The organism is Streptomyces coelicoflavus (assembly GCF_003112555.1).
Classification (GTDB): Bacteria; Actinomycetota; Actinomycetes; order Streptomycetales; family Streptomycetaceae; genus Streptomyces; species Streptomyces coelicoflavus.
The window spans coordinates 81,357-103,279 of record NZ_BEWB01000003.1; the positions used below are offsets into that span (position 1 = coordinate 81,357).

Here is a 21,923-nt window from a genome sequence, read left to right on the forward strand (position 1 = left end):
GTCACAGTCCCAACGTGGTGCGGGCGTTGGTCCACGCGTCCGTGCAGTGCCGGGCCGTCTCGCCCTTGGCCTGCGCGGCGGTGAACAGCCGGGCGACGTGGGTGTCGGTGAGGCAGCCGCACCGGCCGTGCCGGGACAGCACCGCGAGGAACGTGCGGTACACGGTCGCGTGGACCGCGCTGGACGCCTCGGTGATGCGCTGCTCTGCCATGGCGACGCCCCGTTCCAGGAACACGGGCGTGCGGTGCGGGCACTCCCCCTGCCCGCCCCTCAGAAGCCCTGAGAGCGCCTGTGGCGCCCTGGGGGCGGGGGACGGCTCCTTTACCGCCAGGGCGCGGACAGCGTCCGGCAGAACAGCCGTGGTGCCGGTGCCGGGTCCGAGCCAACGGGCGTAGGCCATGGTCGACTTGATGTCCACGCCGGGCCGGACCGCGTTCACGGAGCGCATAGCGCCCCGGTAGATCCAGTGTTCGCCGCGCGTCGTCGATACGGTGCGGGTGGCGGGCAGGGCGGTGCGGGCCCAGGCGATGGCGTCCGCGTCGTCGAGGTCGAGGACGGTCAGTCCGGCGCCCCCGGGGTGGTAGGCGACGCACACCGCCTGCCGCCATGCCGCCGCCCACGACCGGGAGACGATGACGGCGGGGTCGGTGGTGGCGGCGGCCCATCCGTGGCAGACGCCGGGGCACCGGCACGGACCGGGCACCTTCATGTTCGGCCGGCCGCCGCACGCGTTGTCCGCGCACGCCGTGCAGTTGCCGAACGGGACCTTGCCCCGGCGCAGGGGCAGCACGGGGACGCCGCACGTCGCGAGACTCAGCGCCGCGTGCTGCGGGTAGGGCGTGGGTTGCGTCATGCTGGGTATCTCCAGTTCCTTGACGGGTTCTGGCGAGCAAGGGCGGCCCCGGTTCTTGGCGGAATGGGGGGCCGCCCTTGGCGTCGCTAGCCGTGGAAGTGGTTGCGCTTGATCACGGCCTTGCGGATGTTCACCGTGGTCCCGCCGCCCTGGTGGCCGCGCGTGCTGAAGAGCTGTACGGCGATCCATCCGCCGAAGACGACGGCGGCCAGGATGATGAGCTGGGTGATGAACGCGGTGAGTGCGGCGATGAACGAGGTGAGCAGGACCAGCCCGCCGCACACCGCGAGGAATCCGGCGCCGCCGAGGGCGACGTTCACGGCTGTGCGGGACACGGCCGGTTTGGCGGCGACCGGCTCGGGGCGGGTCGGTTCGATGGCGTAGCCGGTGACGACGCGGCCGTCCGGCAGGACGATGCTCGCCACCGCCGGAACGGCGTTCGGCTGCACCGGCACGACCGGCGCCGCGACGGGCACGGCGGGCGGGTACGGGGTGGGCTGGTGGACCTCTACGGCCCGCTGTGCGGGCACGTGCGGGGTGCGCTCGGGCTGCATGCGGAATCCCTTCCGGCTGACGGCCAGGGAGGCAGAGACACCCCCTTCGGGGTGCCCTGTGGAGGGGTGTTCGGGGGGTGTGACCTGCGCGCCTCCCTGACTCCCTGCACGATCATTAGCGCAGGTCAGAGCCAGGGAGGCGGGTCAGGGAGGCGGTCAGGGAGTTCTCCCTGCCTCCCTGCCCCGCCGGGAGTCGGCTCCCTGCCGTCAGTCGGCGGAAGCGGAACCCTCGTCGTCGCGGTTGGCGAGGGCGCGCGCCACCCGGTCGCGGGAGACGACCATCACGCCGTCGGACTTGTACGGACTGGCGTCGGCGTCGTCGAGGACGCGCTTGAGGTCGAGGAACGACCAGTCGCCGTAGGCGTCGCCGTTGCGCGCGGCGAGCCGTGCGAGCACGTCCTTGGTGCGCACCCGCGGGGCGTCGCCGATGACGGCGGCGATGTCGGCGAGCGGGTCGTGCTCCGCGCTGTGGTCGATGGCGTGCAGAGTGGTGACGCCGTCGCGCAGGGCCTTGGCCCGGTCGGTGATCGCGGTGGCGGCGTCGTCGTCGATGTAGTGCGTGCGCACCGTGATGGACGACTGTCCCGCCGGGATGCTGATCCCATCGGAGGCGACGACCAGGGTTCCCCGGTCCAGCCCCGGACGCAGCAGGTTCGGCGCCGCGCCGCCGTCGACCGCCTTGTCTCCGAGGGCCATGCGGGCCTGGGATTCGGTGCCCAGGGCGAGGGAGGCGCGGGTGTGGGCACCCTCGCGGACCAGCTTGGGCAGGTTCTCGTTCGTCGGGTCCTGCGTGCCCTGCCACATCAACACGTTGACCGCACGTCCCTGGTTGTGAATCTTCCGCACGGCCATGAAGTACCGGGAATCGGCCTTCGCGCCGCCGTAGGGCCGCTTGTCCTTGCCGGTGCCCTTGGCGGGGCACATGAACGCGACCTGCGCTTCGTCGACCAGCACGATCAGCGGCGGGAACACCGTGCCGGGCGGCGCCTGGAGACGCCGGTTCATCTCGCTCACGGCGCCCTCGACCATCTCGGTCACCTGGATGACGTGCTCATCCGTCGGCCCCTGGATCAGCGTGGTGGCGAGGCCGTCGAACATGTTCCAGTCGCCCGCGCCCTTGAGGTCGCCCATGAGGAACTGCACGGACTTGTCCAGGGACAGCCACAACGCGAGGGAGCGCAGGGCCACGGTCTTGCCCTGGTTCGACAGGCCCGTGATGAGCAGGTGGCGCTGATACAGGCTCAGGGCGGCGGCGTCGCCGCGCAGGTCCTGACCCCAGGGCGCCTTGCCCTTGGTGTAGTCGGCGGTCATCGTGTCGTCGGTGACCAGCGGCGACGGGCCGATCGGCTCATCGAGGGCGCCGGAGTCGGCGACCCACAGCCGCACCGTCCGCGCGGCCTGGGGGATGGTGATGAACACCTCGTGTTCGTGCCGGGTCAGGTTCTCCGCGAGCTTGCGCCGCTTGGCCTGCACCTCGTTCGTGGCCACCCCGGACGGAAGCGTCACGTCGACCTCGACACCGCATCCAGCGATCCGGATCGGGCCGAGCATCGAGGCGCCGGCGTCGCCCATCTCCTTGATGGCCCGCGCCAGGGCGGGCACGCCGAGGTCGCGCAGGGCCTTGACCACGATCGACGGGGTGATCGGCTCCCCCTCAGTGTTACGGACGTTGGCGGGCAGCGCCCAGGCGGGAGCGGCGTGCTGCTTGCGGCCCACCGACCACAGCGCGAGCAGGGCGAGGAACGGGCCAATCGACAGGGCCGGACCCCACACCACCTGCACGATGCGGATCAGCAGGGCGATGAAGTCGACCGTTGCCGACAGCGGCGTGACCACGTCGCCGACGTGGCCCGTGCTGATGGCCATGACGACTCCGAGTGCGACCAGGACACCGATGCTCATCCCCGCGCCGACGGCGACACCCTTGGCGGCGTCGACCGGAGAGTGGAGCAGGTCCATGCGGCGGTGGTGGCGGGCGGCACGGAAGCGCTGCAACCGCTCCTCCCACTCCTCCGCCGCTTCCAGGTTCCCCGCGGCTTCCGCCGCACGGATCATCCGCTCGTACCGGGAGCCGGTACGGCCGTCCCACGCCCGGCGAGCGACGATCCGGCCGCCGTTGAAGGTGTAGAGGCCGTGCCGGACCGCCGCCCGGACCGTGGCCCGGGTCGTTTCGTGCGTGGCCACGGTCTTCATGACGCGGCCGGAGCGGACCCACAGCGGCACCGGGCGGGCCGGGGGCGCGTCGGGCACGACCGTGAGCACCGTCGGTGCGGTGTCGGCGGTCGGCGGGTCGGTGGCCTTGTGGAGGTGAACGACGTTCTCAGACATGCTGGAACTGCTCCTGACTGCCCCTTCGGGGCGGGAGTAAGGGAGAGCGCCGGGGTGGCCGGGCCCGTGGAAGGAGCGGCCACCCCGGCGCGGGAAACGGGCTGGTCAGAACCAGCCGGACGACTTCTTGGCGGCCTTGGCGCGGGCGGCCTCGGTGAGGAGGCGCTGACGCTCGCCGTGCAGGGCGGTCAGTTCCGCGTTCAGCCGCACCTCCGCCGAACTGGCGGTGGAGTCCATGCGCTGTTCCTCGCGGCCCGCGCTGCGGCCCCGGGCGACCTTGTAGCCGCCGGCGGCCAGCGAGCGGGCCATGGCCCGGCGCTCACTGCCGTTCAGCGGCCACCACTCGCCCCGGCGGACCGCGTCGAGCTTCTTCTGTGTCGCCTGGATCGCGCGTTCCAGGCGGCGGATGTCGGCGTTGCGCATGCTCGGCTACTCCTCTGGGTTCGGAAGGTTCATGCAGCCGTGCGGGAGGGGAGGGCGGCGGGGGCGAGGAAGTGCAGCGCGGCCGTGGCCTGTTGCGGGACCACGCCGTTGCCCAGCGCCTTGAGCTGGGCGGAGCGGGACAGGCCGGGGACGGCGGTGACGTGCCCGGCGGGCAGGCCCATGAGCCATTCGACGAAGGCGGGGCTCAGCCGTCCCACAGCGTCAACTGGCCCGGGGGCGGGGCGCTGGAGGACCGCCTCCCACCGCGCGACCGCTTCGGCGTACTCACCCCACCCGGCGGGACCGTCGGGAACGCGCTCACCGCCACCTCGGGCAGGTTCGCCGTTCCGGACTGCACCCGCCGGTCCGTCGCTTCCGTGCGGGAGACCGCGCCGTTCGATCCGTCCGTGGCCCGCGGGGTCGGCAGGAGCGATCCCATCTCGGCGGCCAGGCTCTTGCCGTGCGTGCCCGCTTCCTGTGAGGGGCTGCGCCGGGTCTGCCGGTTCTCGTTCTCCGACGCGCGCGGGGTGGGCAGCAGTGAGACGACGTGGCGCAGGTTCATTCCGCCCTGGGCCGCGTGTCCGGCTCCGGTGTTCTCCGAGGTCGACGGGGTCGGCAGGAGCGAGGTGACGGCGGTCGGAAGCTGCCCGCGCTGGCCGCCGCCCTTCCAGTCCCGTGCTGCCGGAGTCGGCAGGCCAGGCGAGGACGAAGAGGCGTTTGCGCTGGTGAGCCGCTCCCACGTCAGATGCGCGAAGAGTGCACCACCGCGCATCGAACCCGAGGGCGGCAAGGTCACAGAGGACGGTGTCGAATCCGAGAGAAAGGTGCCCTGCGACGTTCTCAAACACCGCGAGTCGGGGTCGTAGAACCCCAAGGGCACGGGCGATGTCGGGCCAGATGTGCCGCTCATCAGCGGTTCCCTTCCTCTTGCCGGCGGAGCTGAACGGCTGGCACGGGTAGCCGCCCGTGACGATGTCGACCGGTTCCACCTCGGCCCAGGGGGCGGTGGTGATGTCGCCGAGGTTCGGTACGTGCGGGTGGTGGTGGGCGAGGATGCGACAGGCTCCGGCGTCGTTGTCCGCCACCCAGGCCAGCGAGCCGCCGAAGACTGCCTGGGCGGCCATGTCCAGGCCGCCGTAACCCGAGCAGAGCGAACCGATGCGCAGCCCGGTCATGCCGCCGCCCGCTCGGCGAGGATCGTGTCCCGCAGCGACCGGGCGTTCGCGGGCGAGGTGCGGATGGCGCGGCGGATGCCCTCACCGGTCACCTTCGCGTCCGGCCAATCGGCCGTCGCCTCCCGCGCCTCGGCGAGCAACTGGTCCGGTGTCCGCTTGGGCCGACTCGACTTCGCCACCGCCGGGACACGGCCCGTGGCACGGCGCGGGCGGGTCGACTCCGCCGCCACCGCACGCCGCTCGATCGGGGCGACCGGGGCCGGGGCGATTGAGGGGGGCGGCTTGGCCGGCAGGGTCGACTTGAGGAAGCCGACGGCCACCGGACGGGGCAGCACCGCCGCGTTCGGGGTGATCGGCGCGGGGCTCGATACCGGCAGGTCAGCCGTAGACCGTTTCATCTCGGTCTCGGTAGATTCCTCCGCATTCGTGCTCGCGGTCGGAATCGGGGCGGGGCGGTGGTGAAGCACCTTGGCCACGAGGTCGGAACCGAAGTAGATCGACCCGACCGGCAACGAGGTAGCGAGCAGGACCAGGGCCCAGTTCGCCGGGTCCCAGTCCGCGAGTCGACCCCAGTCGACGGTGCGGCCGTGCAGCTCGGGCACGAGACCGTGCACGTAGTTGAGGACCAGCGACGCGACCGTGTACGCCCCCAGCACCCGCAGCGCGAACGTGCGGTCGCGGTCGGCCAGTACCAGGGTGGCGATCAGGGCGAGCGCCATGAGGCCGTCGACCACGAACGGGTACAGCGTCGCGGCGGTGGCGTCCGCGCCGACCGCGCCGGCGATGTCCCGCAGCGCGTTCCACGACACCCGGAACGCCATACCGACCACGGCGACCAGGGCGAGCACGAGGGCGGCGCGGCCCTTGCGGTGAAGGTTCATGCCGCACCGCCCGGCACGCTCGCACCGGTCGTGCGGTTGACCAGCGCGACGCGGGCGGCGAGCGCGCGCCGGCGGGCCCGGCGGATGCGCCGCTCGTCCACCTCGGTCGGCGTGCGGTCGAGGGTGACGATGTGCGCGTCCAGCAGGTCAACGTCCGCGAGGATGACGGGCATCTCCTGCTCGATCGCGTCCAGCTCCGCCTTCGTGGGTTCCATGAAGTCGGCGAACGCGGTAACAGCGTCCTGAACAGTGACGATGTGGTTCATGGGTCGCGGTTCCTTTCAGGGAGGAACGGCCCGAACGCGGCTCCCGGGTGGCACCCCGGGGGCCGCTCGCCGTTGAAGTCGATTCCGACTCCCCGCGCCCTCGCCCGTACGTCCCACCAGCGGTGCGCGGAGCGGACGGGCGAGAGAGGCAGTCGACGCAGCAACCGGGCTGCGAGCCGTGATGGACCGAGCTGTTCAGGCGCCGCCGACCGGTCCGTAACGGGCGGCGTTCAGGGTCTTCGTCGTCGCACTGGGAGTCCTTTCGGTGAGGTCAATAGGAGGTTGGAGCACTGCAAGGGGGACCGCGTCCCCACTCTCCGGCCGTTGCTCGCGGTCGCCGGGCCACCTCGCCAGTACGGGCAGAAACCCTGTTTCACCTGGCCTTTAGCGGGATTGCAGCGTCCCCGCCCTGTGCACCAGTGCAGGCGCGAGCAACTCAAGGGAATTGCTCCGCTTGCTCAACTTGTTGGTACAAGCTGATGCAGTGATGCTGCACCCACGGACAGTGAGTCGTCAAGGGATTGGGGCCCACATGTACCAACAAGTTGAGCGAGTGAGTCATGATGGGGGCATGAGCAAGCAGCCGAAATACCGGCAGGTGGCCGATGCCCTGCGCCGAGAGATCGACAGCGGCAAGTACGCGTCGGACCCTCGGCTGCCGTCGGAGAGCGAACTGATGAAGCGCTTTGACGCTTCGAGGAACACCGTGCGGAACGGACTAAGTCTCCTGGTCAGCCAGGGTCTTGTGTCCTCCAGCCAAGGGTTGGGCTACGAGGTCCGATCACACGAGGTGTTCAAGCTCAACGCGTCTCGGTTCGAGAACCTGGACTTCCCGCAGAACGGCGACGCGTACCGCACGGACGTGACGAACGCAGGCCGCCGACCGCACCAGACGTTCCGAGTCGAGATGACCCCGGCATCTGCAGATGTCGCGGAACGGTTGAAGGTCGATGCGGGCTCCACCACGGTTCTGCGGTTCTGCCACCGGTTCGTCGATGACGTGCCGTGGTCGACACAAGCCACGTGGTACCCGGGGTGGCTCGCAGAGCGGTCACCACGGCTCGCAGAGCCGGGCGACATCGAAGAGGGGACTACGCGGTATCTCGCGTCGCACGGCATCGAGCAAGTGGGCTACTTCGACGAGATCGCGGCCCGCATGCCGACCCCCGAAGAGGCGCGCCTCTTGGAGATCGGCGCTGGGGTGCCCGTGCTGCTCTGGACGCGAACCGGCTACTCGGAGGATAGGCCGATCCGCTGCACGGTCACCACCTTCCGGGGCGACCTCAACCAGATGAACTACGAGATCGGCACCCTGTCCGGCCGGAAAGAGAACGAGCCTCGGTGAGAATCTGCCCAGCGCAACCGCACGACCTGGCCAAGCTGCTCGCCTTCCGGCAGGAGGCAGCAGCTTGGCTGTCTCGTCTCGGTACCGACCAGTGGCAGCGCCCCTACCCTGCTGACAAGCTGCTCGCCACCATCAAGGCGGGGGAAGTTTTCATGGTGCGCGACGAAGACGCCACGGCGGCCACGATCACGTTGACCTCGGAAGCAGAAGAGGGCCTGTGGACCGCTGACGAGCTGAGGGAACCTTCCCTGTTCATCAACAAGCTGACCGTGGGGCGAACGCACGCCGGCCAGAACCTTGGTGGTCGACTGCTCGATTGGGCCGTGGACCGTGGTCATCGTGCGGGTGCCGAGTGGCTGCGTCTGGACGCTTGGACGACAAACACCGGCTTGCAGGCTTACTACCTGCGCCACGGTTTCCGGCATGTCCGAACGGTTCACGAAGGGACCGCTGTAAACGGTGGACCAAGGGTGTCAGGGTGGCTTGCACAGCGGGCGACGGGCCTCGCTGCGCACGGCTTTACAGACGAAACCCCCGCTCCGGCGCGAGTGATCTGCCGTAGATGAAACGATCACCAAACCCCACTAAACCCCGAGTACATACCTTCTATTGGCGACTTGCCAAGCCCTAATTCGTCGAATCACATCCCACGTCTCCAGCGTTTCCGACGTTAGTGCGGACCGCATCATTCTAGCGAGGGACTCGGTAGTTACTTCTACTCGATAGTTTGCCCTTAGCAGGAAGGAAAGTGCGCGCACTAGGTCTTTCCCGTGACACATCCCCGAATCTCCTGGCGTTTGCTCCACCAGCTTCACCCAATCTGATACGCCAATCACATCCGCGACCTTGGTATGCATGGCACGTATCAGCTTTTCAAGGTCCATGGTCCTAGTGTTGGTGTTCCAGTAGCGAGCAAGCCTTAGGTCTTCAAGATGAAGTGGAACGCCTAGAGGTTGTGCGGCCATACGCACACGCCCCAGAGGAAGCGCTACCGTCTCGGCGTCACTGCGCAACCTGCTGACGATCTGCCGACAGGCTGCTCGCGATTCCAGCGCTCGGGGGACCAAATCGAGCACAAGCGCTTCAAGTAGTCCGAGTGTAAGTAGATCGCTTTCCATATCCGTTAGCGTTGTGATAATTAGGTCAGGTGCGCCTGCGAGTGCCCCCCTGCGGACCTCATAGTCGCAGTCAGTAACGAAAACAATTTTCCCTCGCTGCTCCGCATTCGCCTTCTGATGAGCACTGATAAGGAGCTTACGTCCGCCTGCTGGCAAGATCTGTGCGTGATCACACACATGGCGAGCGAATATTCGTTTATCGTCGGGACCTTCAACTACTAGAATACCCCTGGATTCGCCCAGCCCGTCCGCGCGGAGTTCAGCATCCATAAGCAACTCGAAGGCGTTTGTGTACTCAGGCACGAAGTCACCCGTCCAGCGATCGTCGCAAATCGGTCCGCCCAGCGATCAAAGTAGGAGAATGGGTAGCCAACAGAAAATATGTGCCCGACGCGGTAGAGATTTCCGTCAAGTCATCCACGAATGTTGATTGCCAAAGAACATGCAACGAGAGCTCCGGCTCGTCGATCATCACCAAAGTTCCCGGCGGCGCCTCAAAGAGAAGCTTATGAGCCAGGATGAACATTTGCTGCTCACCGCTTGATAGATGGACAGGACTGATATCTTCCCCTGTACGGGTCGATGCGATCTTAAATCCGTCTTTGTCATCGATACGGATTTCCTTGTCCCTGTAGTGCCTGCGCAGAAATTCGATAAAAGGCTCCAATCTCTGGCGTAGCGGCTCAAAAGTGGAAAGCTTTTCCTTCGTGTCGGATAGATAGGTGGCAATCAGTGCAACCGAGTCGGGGTTATTGAGAGGAAGATCTGCGATGGAGTCTTCGATCTCAGTGGGGCTAATAAGCCCCGTCGTCGCTAGTGAAGATCGAATAGACTGAACCTTTTGAAACTCTCGCAACACATCCTTGCTGCCACCAAACTCTCTCTGCGAGCTAATCGCCGAGAAAACCCTGCGCGGGAAATTTTGATCCAGATTCTGCGACGCTGTGCCGTATAGCGATTTGTACCTTTGCACTTCGTCATTGATATGCAGTACGGCGGCTTCAATGGCCGCAACTACGCCGATCGTTTCGCCATCCCCTCGCTTCTTCGGGCGACGCCTACGCTCAGGAGCCAAACGCTGATCTGTAACGAAAAGAGCTGGGAAAGATTGCGGAATGTTCTCGACCCATCCCGGCTTATCCGATTGCGGATTGACAGCATAGCGGTGAATTAGCCGATTGCGCGCCTCAGGTGTCAGGTCATCCCACTCCTCCACTCCAAATGCATCTCGAAGATTAAAAAGGCTCCTCTCCATACTTGGAGTTAGCCTAGACTCCGAATCCAATGTATAGCGCCAGTGCTTTGGCCTTCCTGTCCTGCGCCTCAATTGAAGCTCCAGACGGTCGTTGGAGATTTTTTGAATACGAAGCATCGCGTCTTCAAAGACGAGAGCCATGGCATCGAAATCAGTCCGAATGAGAGCACTAAAGTGACCACGACTGATCCAGTTAATGGAGCGAAGGACTGTAGACTTCCCCGTCCCGTTCGCCCCCGTCAGGATGGTCGGCTCGTCGACGTCAAGAGCGAACTCGTGATCGTAGTAGCCAAATAGCCCGGATACCGAGTAGTGCACGAGCCGCCCGAAGTGGGCGAACTTGACGTCTTCGTTGTTAGGCCCTTCGTTGCCGGGCTGTTCAAGGAAAGTGTCATCCATGGCTGTCCTCGAAGTCGTTCAGACGGGGCTCGACAGTACCCCAGACATGCCGCAATAGGAGTCTCGTTGACGCATATTGGACCTGGTGCTCAGGGCCGTCGAAGAAGCCCTCGCAATGGTCCGCAGCGGACAGCCCGGCGGCGCCCTGTGGACCCAACCTCGGACGCCATCGACCAGGAACGCATGCGTCATCACCGGTAAGGCTGGCGCAGTGGCCCACGACGGCTGACGTCCGTACTCCCTCCCATCGCTCCCGAGGACGCCGTTCGTTGTCCTCATCCTTGTCCAGTTCACTGACGGCTGTTGTCGTCCACCGCCGTACGCCCGCCCCACCTGACCTGCACCGTGATCCTTTGTGAACGACGCCGGACGGCCACGCGGACAGTTGGAAAGCGTGTTGGGGGCAACCCCTCACGAGTTCGAATCTCGTATCCTCCGCCAGTGCCTCACCGGGCACGATGTCGAAGGGCCCCACCGTTCGCGGTGGGGCCCTTCGACGTGTCTCAGCCACAGGCTCACGGATCGGCCAGTGACCTCCCTGCCCGTGGACGCCGGGCGCCGGATGCCGGGTGCCGTCGTGGGCTCTCGCGACGTTTTTGGGCACATGCGCCCTTGAGGAAGACATGAGGCGGATTCGTGTCTTTCGTCATAGTCGTGATGATCTTGATGTGGTGGGGTGATCGCCGACCACCCGGGTACGCGCATCCCTTCCCGCTCATACGAGAACCGGGCGTGCTGCGCCGTACCCGAAATCAGCCCAGAATGGGGAACTTCGGGCACATGTCCAACAGAACGATCAACCGCACCATGTTCACGCGCGCCGCCGTACTCGTCTCCGCGCTCACGGCCGGCGCGGTCTTCGCCACCAGCACCGGAGCGCAGGCGGCCGGGGTCACTCCCGGCACTTCCGCCGCTCCCGGCACTTTCGCCACTGCTGGCACCACCACCGTCGTCGGCGACTTCACCGCCGATGAACTGGAGCAGGGCAGGATCCTGGCCGAGGGCATAGCCGAACTCGGCATCAGCGAGAGCCAGTTTGCCGACGCGTTGGAGATCTCGCTCACCCGCACCATCGACTTCCAGGGCCTGCGCGACCGGCTCGCGGCGCTGCCCGCGTCGCCCACCGCTCAGCAGACGGCCGAGGCCGCCCACTCCGGCGACGCCGACGCCCAAGCCGCCTTGCTGCCCGTCCTGGCGAACGAGAAGGTCCGCCACGCCACTCTCGAGAGCCTTGCCGCCGAGAGCGGCGAAAAGGCCCCCGTCGTTGCTTTCGGCTGGTGGGACCAGACCAAGTTCGTTGTCGGCTGCTCCGCGGCCGTGGCGGGGGTGCTGATCTCCTTCGTCCCCGCCGGCTCGGGCGTCCGGGTGGCCCGCGCCGTCAAACTGTTCAAGAGTTACGGCGCCAAGAAGACGGCCACGATCCTCTGGCGCTTCATGAAGGGCAAGCACGTGGGTTCGAAGGAGCGGGAAGCCGTCAAGGCGTTCATCGGCATCAGCGCCATTCAGAAGGCCTGCACGTGACCCTGGCGGAGGTGAACAAGTGACTCTGGAGCATGTCTCCGTTGCCGTTCTGGCTGCGGAAATCGTCCTCATGCTGCTTGCCCGTCTGGGCACCGAGCGGCGGCACTGGCGCCACCGCAGGAAGGGAGGAGTGGCACCCCGGAAGCGTGACGACATCAGGCTCGGACCCGGCCTGGTGTACTCCGTCGCGGCGCTGGCTCTGGTAGCGGTAGCCGTGTTCAGCGGTAGTGACTTCGAGTGGAGTATCGGCACGCTGAGCCTGCTCGGCGTGCTCGGCGTGCTGGTTCCGGGCTACGCCGCCCATTCCGTCATGCTGCTCGGCACACACGGCGACCACAAGCCGCTCAAGGGGCGGCACGAGACGCTGGCATACGTGCTGGCCGCGCTCGGTGGGGCCGCCGCGGTCGCGTTCGTCTGACCACCCGTACCACCCGTACCACCCGCACCACCGGTGCTGGGCGCACGCATGCCGGGTGTGCCCAGCACCGTCTTCGTCCGGGTCATTTCATTCCTTCTTCCCGGGCCCGGCACTGCTCCGTCGAGGGGAATTCTCGCGCGCCAACCGGTGCATTCTCCCGGTCGAGCGACCGGGCGGCGTTTTCTGCGGGTATGGAGCGGACTGGTCTGTTCCGTTCCAGTGAAGGAGGGCCGGTGGCCGAACGGGTGGTTCATCGACGCGGTTATCGAAAGGGTCTCGGCGGAGAGATGTGCGCCGAGTTCCTGGGGACGTTCGTCCTGATTCTGTTCGGCGTCGGTTCGGTGGCCGTCGCCGTCGCCGGGCTGCCGGGGTCCGGTCGGCAGACCGCGGACTTCGGCCCCGCCAACTGGCTCATCATCTCGTGGGGCTGGGGTCTCGCCGTCGTGTTCGGCGTCTACGTGGCCGGCGGCATCAGCGGGGCGCACCTCAATCCCGCGGTGACCCTCGGGTTCGCGGTGCGGCGGGACTTCCCGTGGCGGAAGGTCCTGCCCTACTGGCTCGCGCAGGTCGTGGGCGCCTTCGTCGCCGCCGCTCTCGTGTACGCCTGCTACCGGTGGGCGATCGACGCGGCCATCGCCAAGGCCGGCGAGACCCGGGAGACGTCGCTGACGACGTACTCGATCTTCGCCACGTTCCCCGCCGAGTACTTCGGCGACTCCTGGTGGGGCCCCCTGCTCGACCAGATCGTGGGGACGGGCATGCTGCTGCTGCTGATCTGCGCGCTGATCGACACCCGCAACACGGCGCCGAAGGCCAATCTCCACCCGTACCTCATCGGACTCGTCGTCGTCGCGATCGGCCTCACCTTCGGCACCAACGCGGGGTACGCGATCAATCCGGCCCGCGACTTCGGCCCCCGCCTGTTCACCTTCTTCGAGGGCTGGGGCGACATCGCGCTGCCCGGCACCTTCGAGTGGTTCAGCGGCTACTGGTGGATCCCCATCGTCGGCCCGCTCATCGGCGGGGTCGTCGGGGTCCTGGTGTACGACCTGCTCATCAGCCCGGTGATCAAGGCCAGGTTGAGCGAGCGCGAGGAAGGGCCGGCCACCGAGGAGCCCTGACGCGACCGATTTGCCCCCTCTCGTCCACCGGAGAACCATGAGAAGTGGGTCACGGGGGAATCGACGGGCGTACGGAGGTCGCGATCATGAAGGCTGTCGTCTACAAGGGGCCGTTCTCTGTCGCGGTCGAAGAGGTGGACAGGCCGGACATCCAGCACCCGAACGACGTGGTCGTGCGCGTCACCTCGACCGCCATCTGCGGGTCCGACCTGCACATGTACGAGGGGCGCACCGCCGCCGAGCCGGGCATCGTCTTCGGGCACGAGAACATGGGGATCGTCGACCGGGTCGGTGAGGGCGTCACCGGGCTGAAGGAGGGCGACCGCGTGGTCATGCCCTTCAACGTCGCGTGCGGCTTCTGCACCAACTGCGCCGCCGGTTACACGGGTTACTGCACGACCGTCAATCCCGGCTTCGCGGGCGGCGCGTACGGCTATGTGTCCATGGGCCCCTGGCAGGGCGGCCAGGCCGAGTACCTCCGGGTTCCGTACGCCGACTTCAACTGCCTGAAGCTGCCCGAGGGCGACGCGCACGAGACCGACTTCATCCTGCTCGCCGACATCTTCCCGACCGGCTACCACGGTTGCGAACTCGCCGACGTCCGTCCCGGCGAGAGCGTCGCGGTGTACGGGGCCGGTCCGGTCGGGCTCATGGCCGCCTACTCGGCGCTGCTGCGCGGCGCGAAGAAGGTGTTCGTGGTCGACCGCGTCCCGGAGCGGCTGCACAAGGCCGAGGAGATCGGCGCGGTGCCGGTCGACTTCTCCGCGGGCGACCCGGTCGAGCAGATCAAGGAGCAGACCGGAGGCGCCGGCACCGACAAGGGTGTGGACGCCGTCGGCTACCAGGCGACGGCCGGCGGGACGGACAAGGAGGAACCGGCGACCGTCCTGAACTCGCTGGTCAACACGGTCCGGCCGACCGGGGCCCTGGGCGTTCCCGGGCTCTACGTCCCGGCCGACCCGGGCGGTCCGGACGAGCAGGCCAAGCAGGGCATGCTCCTCGTCGCGATCGGCAGGCTCTTCGAGAAGGGGCTGCGGGTGGGGACGGGGCAGTGCAACGTCAAGCGGTACAACCGCCAGCTGCGCGACATGATCGTCGAGGGCCGGGCCCGGCCGAGCTTCGTCGTCTCCCACGAGCTGCCGCTGGACCAGGCGCCGTCCGGCTACGACAAGTTCGACAAGCGGATCGAGGGCTACACGAAGGTGGTCCTTCACCCCTGACGGCGCGGGTGCCGGCGGAGCCGGAGGCAAAACCACAGCGCCGCGCACCCTGCCAGGGGCACGGCGGCCAGGGGCACCGTCCACCACGGGACACGGGTCCACACCGCCGCGAAGCCCACCGCGAAACACACGCCGAACAGGCTGAAGAGCACCCACCTGCCGTACGGCTCCCAGGTCAGGGGCCCGTGGTCCCGGGGCCCGGCCAGGCGTACGGCGCCGAACACGAGGCACTGGACCGCGACGAGGCCGGCGAGCGTGCCGACGGCGGCGTTCATCTGGAGCTCGTCGCGGGGCGCCTCCAGGGTGTCCTGCCGTACGCCGTCCCCGGCGAGCACCATGATCTCGCCGCGCCAGGCGGTGGCGGTGACCCGGTCGCCGGGTTCGAGCCGTTCCAGGAGCGGTCCCGAACCGTTGAAGTGCACGGTCCCCCGCCAGGAGTCCCGGTACGTCAGGGTGGCGTCGTGGACGGACTCCTTGCCGGCGGTCCGGTTCACCGTCTTCTCCACGGTGAGGCGCCAGGTGCTCAGGCAGTCCGTGTCCCCCATGGTCAACGCGCTCGAGGGGCACGGTTCGGCCGCGCGGTAGTCCTGGTAGCGCTCGCCGTCGGCGGGGAGCCACCAGGTGAACACGAGACAGCAGGCCACCGCCGAGGCCAGGGACAGCAGGACCAGCAGCAGGCCCGTGCGCCGCGCCCGGCCCGGCGGCCCGTCCCCGTCCGCCCGCCGTGCCGTGGCCCGGGCCCGTGCTGCCGTCGCTGCCCGTGGTGCCGTCGTCTCCTGTGGTGTCGTCGCCCTCGGTCTCATCGCCCGCCCCCTCTCCCGGTAGCTTCCGTCGGCCGGAGACCGGAAAACAATGAGGCGGGACGGCAGTCGGGCAGGGGCTGCAGCTTCCGTACCCCGGCAAACCCGGCCGGAGCTCGCCGGAGCTCGCCGGTCGAGATCTACCGTTCCACCGGTATCCGCCGGGTCTCGCTCACCTGGTCGATCTCCGACACCCGGACCGTCGCCTTCATCGTCCAGGTGCCCGGGAGGGGCAGGGTGACGGTGTTGGCGCTCCAGTACCCGCCCCGGTCGCGCAGGTCCGCCTCGATGGGGCCGACCTGCTTGTCGGGGAGGGTGAAGGAGAGGCGCAGTTCGGGTACGGCGGCCAGGCTGCCGTCGGGGCCGAAGACGACGGCCTGCACCGCGTTGTCACCGGTGCGGCCCGGATCCAGGGTGATCTGGACCGTGCCGCTGCCCGAGTCGCCGATCTCGAACGGAATCGTGGTGACGGACGCGGGCAGCACCCCGCCCGCCGGTACGGCCGCCCGCGCCGCCTCCTCCGCGGAGCGGCCGGGCGGGGTGGCGGTGAGCACGGTGGTGACCCCCAGGACCACGGCGGCGACGACGGCCTCGACGAGGACGGACCGGTACAGGCCGCGCCGGAGAACGGACCCGGTCCCCGTCCCGGTGCCGGCCCGCGACGGGTGCGTCGGACGCGGTGCCTCCGGACGCGGTGCCTCCGGCGGTGGGCCGACCGCCGGCTGCGGCACCCGCTCGGGGAGGCGGGCGGGCTCGCGTACGGCGGCCGGCTCCGTCACCAGTGCCGCGGTCCACCGCCGGGACACCGCCGCCGCGGCCAGCAGGACGGCCACCAGGATCACCTTCGCGAGCAGCAGCCTGCCGTACGCCGTCCCGGTGAGCGCCTGCCAGGAGCCGAGGCCGCGCCAGGACTGGTAGACGCCGGTGACGACCAGGACGGTCACGGCGGTGAAGGCGGTCCGGGAGAAGCGGGCGACCGTGGTCGCGTCCGGGGCGGGACGCGCGGAGCGCAGGGTGGTGAGCAGGGCCGCGAGGCCGCCCAGCCAGACCGCGGTTGCCAGCAGATGCAGCACCGAGGACGTCATCGCGACCGGCACCTGTGTGCCCGCCGAGGCGTGCTCGGCGGCGGCCCAGGTCAGGGCGAGGCCGACGGCCAGGACGACGCCCACCGCGCCGGTCAGCGCGGTGCGGCGCCCCCCACGCCGGTCCGCCCGCGCCGTGCGGGCCGCGTGGACGAGGTACAGCGCGGCCGGCACCAGCAGGCCCAGCCTGACCAGGAGCAGGACGCCGGGGCGGGTCGTGAGGGTGTCGCCCAGCGCGGCCGGGTCCAGGGCCGCCGACGGGCCCGTACCCGCCTCGTACGGGGCGCGCAGCGCCAGCAGGGCGACGGTGGCCGCCAGCAGGGTCCACCAGGCCGCCACCAGGGTGCGGCGCAGCGGGGCCGGGTCCGGCGGGCGGCACAGGGCGACGAAGGCGGCGGTGCCGACGAGCAGGGCCACGGCGAGGTAGGAGAGGTAGCGGGCGGTCTTGTGGAGGCCCGCGGTCAGCGGATCCTCGGTGGGGCCGGTGTCCACGGGCGCAGTCGCCTGAGAGGGCCTGCCGACCGAGAAGGTGAAGGCGCCGGAGACGGGGTGGCTGTCGGCGGACACCACCCGCCAGGCCACGGTGTACGTCCCCTCCCCCAGCTCGCCCGGCAGCGCGACCCGGGCCGTGTCGGCACGCCCGCCCGCGCGTCCAGCCTCCCCCGTGTGCACCCGGTGCCCGCCCGGGTCCAGGACGCGGAAGGAGTCGTCGCGCAGGCCGACGGACTCGCTGAAGGTCAGGGTGACGTGGGCGGGGGCCCGGCGGAGGACGGTTCCGTCCGCGGGATCGGTGGAGGCGAGGGCGGCGTGGGCGGACGCCGGTCCCGCACCGCCGAGGAGGAGCAGGACCAGCACGGGGCCCAGCAGCACCAGCCGCCGAAGTCCCCGAGGCCCCCGAGGCCCCCGTGGCCCCCGAAGCCCCCGAAGCCCCCGAAGCCCCCGAAGCCCCCCAGGGGCGCGTCCCCGGTCACCAGCGCACGCACCGCCGCCACACCTCACGTCGCATCTCCGTCGTCGGGGCCCACTGCCTCGCCGATACGTACGGACGCGGAGGCCGCCCCGCTCACCGGTCGGCCCGGCGGCTCCTCACCAGGACGGGCGTGCCGTCACCCCGCCGTCCACCACGAGGTCGTGGCCGCTCACCCAGGACGCCAGGCGCGAGGCGAGGAAGACGCACGCGTCCCCCACGTCCTCCGGGCGCCCGAGCCGGCCCGTCGGCGTGGCCCGCCGCCACCGCCGTACGCCCTCCGGCCAGGCCTCGGCCAGTCCCTCGCGGTCGACGAGGCCGGGTGACACGGAGTTGACCCTGATCCCCCAGGGGCCGTACTCCAGGGCCGCCGAACGGGCGTGCATCACGACCGCCGCCTTGGAGGCGCTGTAGTGCGCGTGGGCGGGAGCGGGGGCGCCCGCCTCGATGGAGGCGATGTGCGTGACCGTGCCGCCGTCCTCCTGGTCCCGCATGATCCGGGCCGCGGCCTGCGTGCAGGCGAAGACGCCGGTGAGGTTGGTGTCCACCACCTCCCGCCACTCGGCCGCCGTCATGCCGGGCAGCTCCCGCAGCGGCTGCACGCCCGCGTTGTTGACCAGCGCGTCGAGCCGTCCGCCGCCCCAGTCGGCGGCCTCCTCGGCCAGGCGCCGGCAGTCGTCCTCGTCGGTGAGGTCGGCGCGCAGGACGGTGGCGCGTCCGCCCCGGTCCCGAACGCGTGCCGCCACGTCCCGCGCCGCCGCCACCGACGTACGGCAGTGCACCGCCACCGCCGCGCCCTCCTCGGCGAAGCGCAGCGCGATCCCCCGGCCGATGCCGCCGCCCGCGCCGGTGACCAGGGCGACCCGACCGGCGAGGAGCTGTGCGGAGGGCGTCGTGGGCGGAGTTGTGGGCGGCGTCATGGGCGGCACAGTGCCACGATCCGCCCGGCCTCGGCCGGGTAGCGCGCCGTGAGACGGGCGGCGTCGCCGTGCTCGTAGTCCCCGTAGGTGAAGCCGGGGGCCATCGTGCAGCCGAAGAGCGACCACGCGCCGCCGTCGGCCACCCGGCCGCCCATCCACGTACCGGCGGGGACCGTGAACTGCACGTGCTGCCCGCCCAGGATGTCCGGTCCCAGCACGGCCGTGCGCGCGCCGCCGTCGGGGGCGAGGAGCAGCAGCTCCAGCGGGTCGCCCAGGTAGAAGTGCCAGACCTCGTCGGAGGGCAGGCGGTGCAGGGCGGAGAAGTCACCCGGACGGGCGGTGAGCAGGGCGACGACGGCGGACCCGGCCGGTCGTCCGTCCGGGCGCTCCGGTCCCGCCCAGGTGCGTCTGAACAGGCCGCCCTCGCGGGGGATGGGCTCCAGTGCGTAGTGCGCGATCAGGTCCTCGGCGGTCGGCGCGTCAGTCACCCGGCGAACGCTACCTCCCGGCGGAGGAAGGCCAGTTGCGCCTTCTTCTCGGGCAGGTACACGTCCGGCAGGTCGACCTCGGGCAGGACGACCGCGGGACCTGCGGTGAAGCCCTGCTTGAGGAAGCGGGCGATCGCCTTCTCGTTGGCCACGTCCGGGTCGACCACGATCCGCGTCCGGTCCAGACCCAGCAGGACGTACGCCATGAGGACGGCCGACAGGGCGGCGGTCCAGCCGGGGCGCGCGCCGTCGCTTCCGGCGGGCGCGAGGAGCAGGTGGACGCCGATGTCGCCCGGCTCGGCGTCGTAGCACTCGCCGACCCGGTCGGCGGCGGGGTCGTAGGTCTGGAGCAGGGCGGCCGGCTCGCCGTCCTTGACGACCAGGAAGGCGTGATGGGTGCCGAGGGTGTCCATGTGCGCGTAGACGGCGGCGACCTGGTCGGCCGTCAGGCCGTTCATCCCCCAGAAGGCGGCCCGTTCCCCGCTCACCCAGCCGTGGATCACCGGGGCGTCCGCGGCGGGGTCCAGGGGAAGGACACGGACGGTGCCGAAGCCGTCCAGGTGCTGTTCGTGGACGGGGGTGCGGGAGGCGTACGGGTCAGTCATCGGATTCCTTCGTGAGCCGGGTGAAATCGGTGATCACCGGGGTGAGTCCACCGTCGAGCCAGAGGGGCTGCTGGTCGCGGTGGTGGGGCGTGCCGGGTACGCCCGAGGCTCCGTGAGGTACCACCCAGCGGCTGTTGTCACGGTCGGCCAGGTCCCAGACGTACCGGGCGGCCGGGCCGCGTGCGGCGCGGTCGGTGAGGCCGGGCACGGCGGAGGTGCACAGCACGCAGTCGTGGTCGCCGGAGAGGCCGGGCTCGCCCGGTCCGGCGGCGGTGTCCGGCAGGGCCCGCCAGGGCGCCAGGCGGTGGGTGTCGCCCCAGGTGCCGGACGGCGGCGCCGCGGCGACCTCCTCCAGCGCGGCGCGGACGGCCCCGGCGCGGTCGATGCCGTACAGGTCCTCCGCCCGCAGCAGGTGCTCCAGGGCGTGGCCGACGCGCGGCACGAGCGCGAGCCACGGCAGGAGCACCTCGGGGTACGCGGGCGGCGCGGACGCCGGGGCGAGCGCCGGGTGCGCCGCCAGTCGCCGTACGACCGCCGTGCGCAGGGCCGCGTACGCCGCCGCGTCGGTGCTGTCGGCGTCCATGCGGCGGTCCCAGGCGAGGAAGCGGGCGCGGAGGGCGGCGGCCTCGGGGGTGAGGGCGACGGGGGCCGGCGGGGCGGTCAGGGCGGCGAGGTGGTCCAGGAGGGGGCCGGCCGACGCCAGGTGGGTGTCCGTGTGGATCGCGGGGAGGTCCGCCGCCGACCAGCGTTCCCTGCCCGCGAGCAGGGCGGCGATGCGGTCGGCCCGGTGCGGCGGGGCGAACTCGACGCCGAGGGGGGTGGAGAGGCCGCGCTGGTTGGCCATCACGGCGACGCCGTCGGTGAGCCCGGCGCGGGGCGGGGTGTGCCAGCCGGTCCACTCGTGGCCGGGTTCCCAGGCCGGTACGGGGCGCAGACGGTTCGCCTCCGGCCGCAGCGGCACCCGGCCCGCGACCCGGTGCAGCAGGCCGCCCTCCGTGTCGGCGGCCTGCACCACGTTGACCGGCTCAGTCCACGCGTCCAGGGCGCGGTCCACGTCGGCGACCGTGCGGGCCCGCAGCAGCGGCAGCAGGGCGCCGAAGCCGAGGTCGGCGGTGACGCGGGGCGGGTGGCGCAGGCTGAGGGCGGCCGGGGTGCCGTCGTCCAGGCCCTCGGGGCCGCCGGCGATCACCGGGCCCCGGTCGGTCTCGATGACCTCGACCTCCACGACCTCCGCGGAATCCCGCTCGCCGGGCTCCCCGGCGACCTCGACCGTCTCCGTGTGGCGGGCGGCGCGGTGCCAGGTGCCGTCCGGGCCGAGCGCCTCGACGCCGGCGCCGGTGCGGCGCAGGCGCTCGCGGTACAGGTCCTGGTAGTCGGCCATGGCGTTGGTGATGGCCCAGGCGACCGTGCCGGTGTGGCCGAAGTGGGCGATGCCGGGGACGCCGGGCACGGCGAGGCCGACGACGTCGAACTCCGGGCAGGACAGGTGGATCTGCTGGTAGACGCCGGGGTCCTCGATGTAGCGGTGCGGGTCGCCCGCGATCAGCGCGTGCCCGGTGGTGGTCCGCTCGCCGCCGACCAGCCAGCCGTTGCTGCCCGCGGTGCCGGGGCCGTCGGCGGCGAACAGGGCGACGGCTTCCGGGCCGAGGTGCGCGGTGATGTGCTCGCGCCAGAGCTTGGCGGGGAAGCCCGCGAAGAGGAGGTGCGTGGCGAGCCACACGCCGAGCGGGGTCCAGGGCTCCCAGCGGCCGGGGACCAGACCGGTGCGGGCGAACTCGGGGGCGGGACCGTCCTCCGGGGTTTCGGCCAGCCCCTCGTTCACTCCGTCGACGTACGCCCGCACCCAGGCGGCCGTCTCCGGGTCCTTCGCCTCCAGGGCGGTGAAGCAGCGGCGTGCGGTGTCCGCGAGCCGGGCGCGGCGGGCGAGGCGGTCCCAGGACAGGGCCCCGGGGCCGAGGAAGGACGCGGAGGTGCCCTGGGCGCGGTGCCGCTCGACCTCCAGCTGCCAGGCGCGGTCACGGGCGGTCACCCGGCCCTGGGCGCGGGCGAGTCCGGCCGCGGTGTCCGCGCGCAGGTGCGGAATTCCCCAGGCGTCGCGGTAGGTCTCGGCGCTCACCCCTGTGCCTCTACTTTCCCTCGGACCTTTAGGTTAGGCTCACCTAAGTTTTTGACGTCGTGGCCGAA

Annotated in this window: 21 protein-coding genes and 1 pseudogene; 6 read left to right on the forward strand and 16 right to left on the reverse strand. The window is 70.1% G+C overall.

Features of this window, described 5'->3' with window-relative positions:
• Window position 1: 1 nt before the first annotated feature.
• From Sco07f_RS05450 to Sco07f_RS05480, 9 genes and pseudogenes are all read right to left on the reverse strand, one after another.
• Window positions 2–853, reverse strand: a complete 852-nt coding sequence (locus Sco07f_RS05450) for a bifunctional DNA primase/polymerase (protein WP_108987129.1) — start codon at window positions 851–853, stop codon at window positions 2–4.
• Between the two features lie 86 nt (window positions 854–939).
• Window positions 940–1,407, reverse strand: a complete 468-nt coding sequence (locus tag Sco07f_RS05455) for a hypothetical protein (protein ID WP_108987130.1) — start codon at window positions 1,405–1,407, stop codon at window positions 940–942.
• A 207-nt stretch (window positions 1,408–1,614) separates the two neighbouring features.
• On the reverse strand, window positions 1,615–3,735 hold the full coding sequence (locus Sco07f_RS05460) for an FtsK/SpoIIIE domain-containing protein (RefSeq protein WP_108987131.1): 2,121 nt from the start codon (window positions 3,733–3,735) through the stop codon (window positions 1,615–1,617).
• A gap of 105 nt (window positions 3,736–3,840) precedes the next feature.
• Entirely contained in the window at window positions 3,841–4,158 is a 318-nt protein-coding gene (locus Sco07f_RS05465; RefSeq protein WP_108987132.1) for a hypothetical protein, read from the reverse strand.
• Window positions 4,159–4,187: 29 nt separating this feature from the next.
• Window positions 4,188–4,376 carry a hypothetical protein gene (locus Sco07f_RS40485; protein ID WP_237546503.1) on the reverse strand — a complete coding sequence of 63 codons (189 nt, stop codon included), beginning with the start codon at window positions 4,374–4,376 and terminating at the stop codon, window positions 4,188–4,190.
• Window positions 4,364–4,930, reverse strand: coding sequence for a hypothetical protein (locus Sco07f_RS40490; protein ID WP_244942009.1), 567 nt, complete (start codon window positions 4,928–4,930; stop codon window positions 4,364–4,366). The genes Sco07f_RS40485 and Sco07f_RS40490 overlap by 13 nt, the downstream gene beginning before the upstream one ends.
• Window positions 4,905–5,333 (reverse strand): annotated as a pseudogene (locus Sco07f_RS40495) (DNA cytosine methyltransferase); the annotation flags it as partial. The gene Sco07f_RS40490 and the pseudogene Sco07f_RS40495, both read right to left, overlap by 26 nt.
• Window positions 5,330–6,214 carry a DUF2637 domain-containing protein gene (locus Sco07f_RS05475; protein WP_108987134.1) on the reverse strand — a complete coding sequence of 295 codons (885 nt, stop codon included), beginning with the start codon at window positions 6,212–6,214 and terminating at the stop codon, window positions 5,330–5,332. The pseudogene Sco07f_RS40495 and the gene Sco07f_RS05475, both read right to left, overlap by 4 nt.
• Complete coding sequence (locus Sco07f_RS05480; RefSeq protein WP_108987135.1) at window positions 6,211–6,480, reverse strand: DUF6284 family protein; 270 nt, start codon at window positions 6,478–6,480, stop codon at window positions 6,211–6,213. Before Sco07f_RS05480 ends, Sco07f_RS05475 begins: the two co-directional genes overlap by 4 nt.
• Before the next feature lie 571 nt (window positions 6,481–7,051).
• Between Sco07f_RS05480 and Sco07f_RS05485 the strand changes: the two genes are divergently transcribed.
• Both Sco07f_RS05485 and Sco07f_RS05490 read left to right on the forward strand, forming a co-directional pair.
• Window positions 7,052–7,825, forward strand: a complete 774-nt coding sequence (locus Sco07f_RS05485; RefSeq protein WP_108987136.1) for a GntR family transcriptional regulator — start codon at window positions 7,052–7,054, stop codon at window positions 7,823–7,825.
• Entirely contained in the window at window positions 7,822–8,391 is a 570-nt protein-coding gene (locus Sco07f_RS05490; RefSeq protein ID WP_108987137.1) for a GNAT family N-acetyltransferase, read from the forward strand. Before Sco07f_RS05485 ends, Sco07f_RS05490 begins: the two co-directional genes overlap by 4 nt.
• An 859-nt stretch (window positions 8,392–9,250) precedes the next feature.
• Here the strand turns inward: Sco07f_RS05490 and Sco07f_RS05495 are convergent.
• Complete coding sequence (locus tag Sco07f_RS05495) at window positions 9,251–10,597, reverse strand: AAA family ATPase (protein ID WP_108987138.1); 1,347 nt, start codon at window positions 10,595–10,597, stop codon at window positions 9,251–9,253.
• 780 nt (window positions 10,598–11,377) lie between these two features.
• On the opposite strand from Sco07f_RS05495, the gene Sco07f_RS05500 reads away from it, so the two are divergent.
• The 4 genes from Sco07f_RS05500 to Sco07f_RS05515 all read left to right on the forward strand — a co-directional run bounded on the left by Sco07f_RS05500 (window position 11,378) and on the right by Sco07f_RS05515 (window position 14,877).
• A complete protein-coding gene (locus tag Sco07f_RS05500; protein ID WP_244941990.1) occupies window positions 11,378–12,118 on the forward strand; it encodes a hypothetical protein in 741 nt (246 codons plus the stop codon).
• A 19-nt stretch (window positions 12,119–12,137) separates the two neighbouring features.
• Window positions 12,138–12,536, forward strand: a complete 399-nt coding sequence (locus tag Sco07f_RS05505) for a hypothetical protein (RefSeq protein ID WP_108987140.1) — start codon at window positions 12,138–12,140, stop codon at window positions 12,534–12,536.
• Window positions 12,537–12,823: 287 nt separating this feature from the next.
• On the forward strand, window positions 12,824–13,657 hold the full coding sequence (locus Sco07f_RS05510; RefSeq protein ID WP_174855323.1) for an MIP/aquaporin family protein: 834 nt from the start codon (window positions 12,824–12,826) through the stop codon (window positions 13,655–13,657).
• An 86-nt stretch (window positions 13,658–13,743) separates the two neighbouring features.
• Window positions 13,744–14,877 (forward strand): glutathione-independent formaldehyde dehydrogenase, encoded by a 1,134-nt coding sequence (locus Sco07f_RS05515; protein ID WP_087790352.1) that lies wholly within the window; start codon window positions 13,744–13,746, stop codon window positions 14,875–14,877.
• Here Sco07f_RS05515 and Sco07f_RS05520 read toward each other — a convergent pair.
• The 6 genes from Sco07f_RS05520 to Sco07f_RS05550 form a co-directional block, all read right to left on the reverse strand.
• Entirely contained in the window at window positions 14,868–15,680 is an 813-nt protein-coding gene (locus Sco07f_RS05520) for a hypothetical protein (RefSeq protein WP_167468029.1), read from the reverse strand. The two genes, Sco07f_RS05515 and Sco07f_RS05520, sit on opposite strands and share 10 nt — an antisense overlap.
• Window positions 15,681–15,817: 137 nt before the next feature.
• On the reverse strand, window positions 15,818–17,629 hold the full coding sequence (locus tag Sco07f_RS05525) for a copper resistance CopC/CopD family protein (protein WP_108987141.1): 1,812 nt from the start codon (window positions 17,627–17,629) through the stop codon (window positions 15,818–15,820).
• 216 nt (window positions 17,630–17,845) lie between these two features.
• Window positions 17,846–18,646 (reverse strand): SDR family NAD(P)-dependent oxidoreductase, encoded by an 801-nt coding sequence (locus Sco07f_RS05535; protein WP_108987142.1) that lies wholly within the window; start codon window positions 18,644–18,646, stop codon window positions 17,846–17,848.
• The gene (locus tag Sco07f_RS05540; RefSeq protein ID WP_108987143.1) at window positions 18,643–19,134 is read right to left on the reverse strand and encodes a cupin domain-containing protein; all 492 of its coding nucleotides are present in this window, start codon (window positions 19,132–19,134) and stop codon (window positions 18,643–18,645) included. The genes Sco07f_RS05535 and Sco07f_RS05540 overlap by 4 nt, the downstream gene beginning before the upstream one ends.
• Window positions 19,131–19,739: a GNAT family N-acetyltransferase gene (locus tag Sco07f_RS05545; RefSeq protein ID WP_108987144.1), complete on the reverse strand. Its 609-nt coding sequence runs from the start codon at window positions 19,737–19,739 to the stop codon at window positions 19,131–19,133. Before Sco07f_RS05545 ends, Sco07f_RS05540 begins: the two co-directional genes overlap by 4 nt.
• On the reverse strand, window positions 19,732–21,855 hold the full coding sequence (locus tag Sco07f_RS05550; protein WP_108987145.1) for a penicillin acylase family protein: 2,124 nt from the start codon (window positions 21,853–21,855) through the stop codon (window positions 19,732–19,734). Before Sco07f_RS05550 ends, Sco07f_RS05545 begins: the two co-directional genes overlap by 8 nt.
• Window positions 21,856–21,923: the final 68 nt, after the last annotated feature.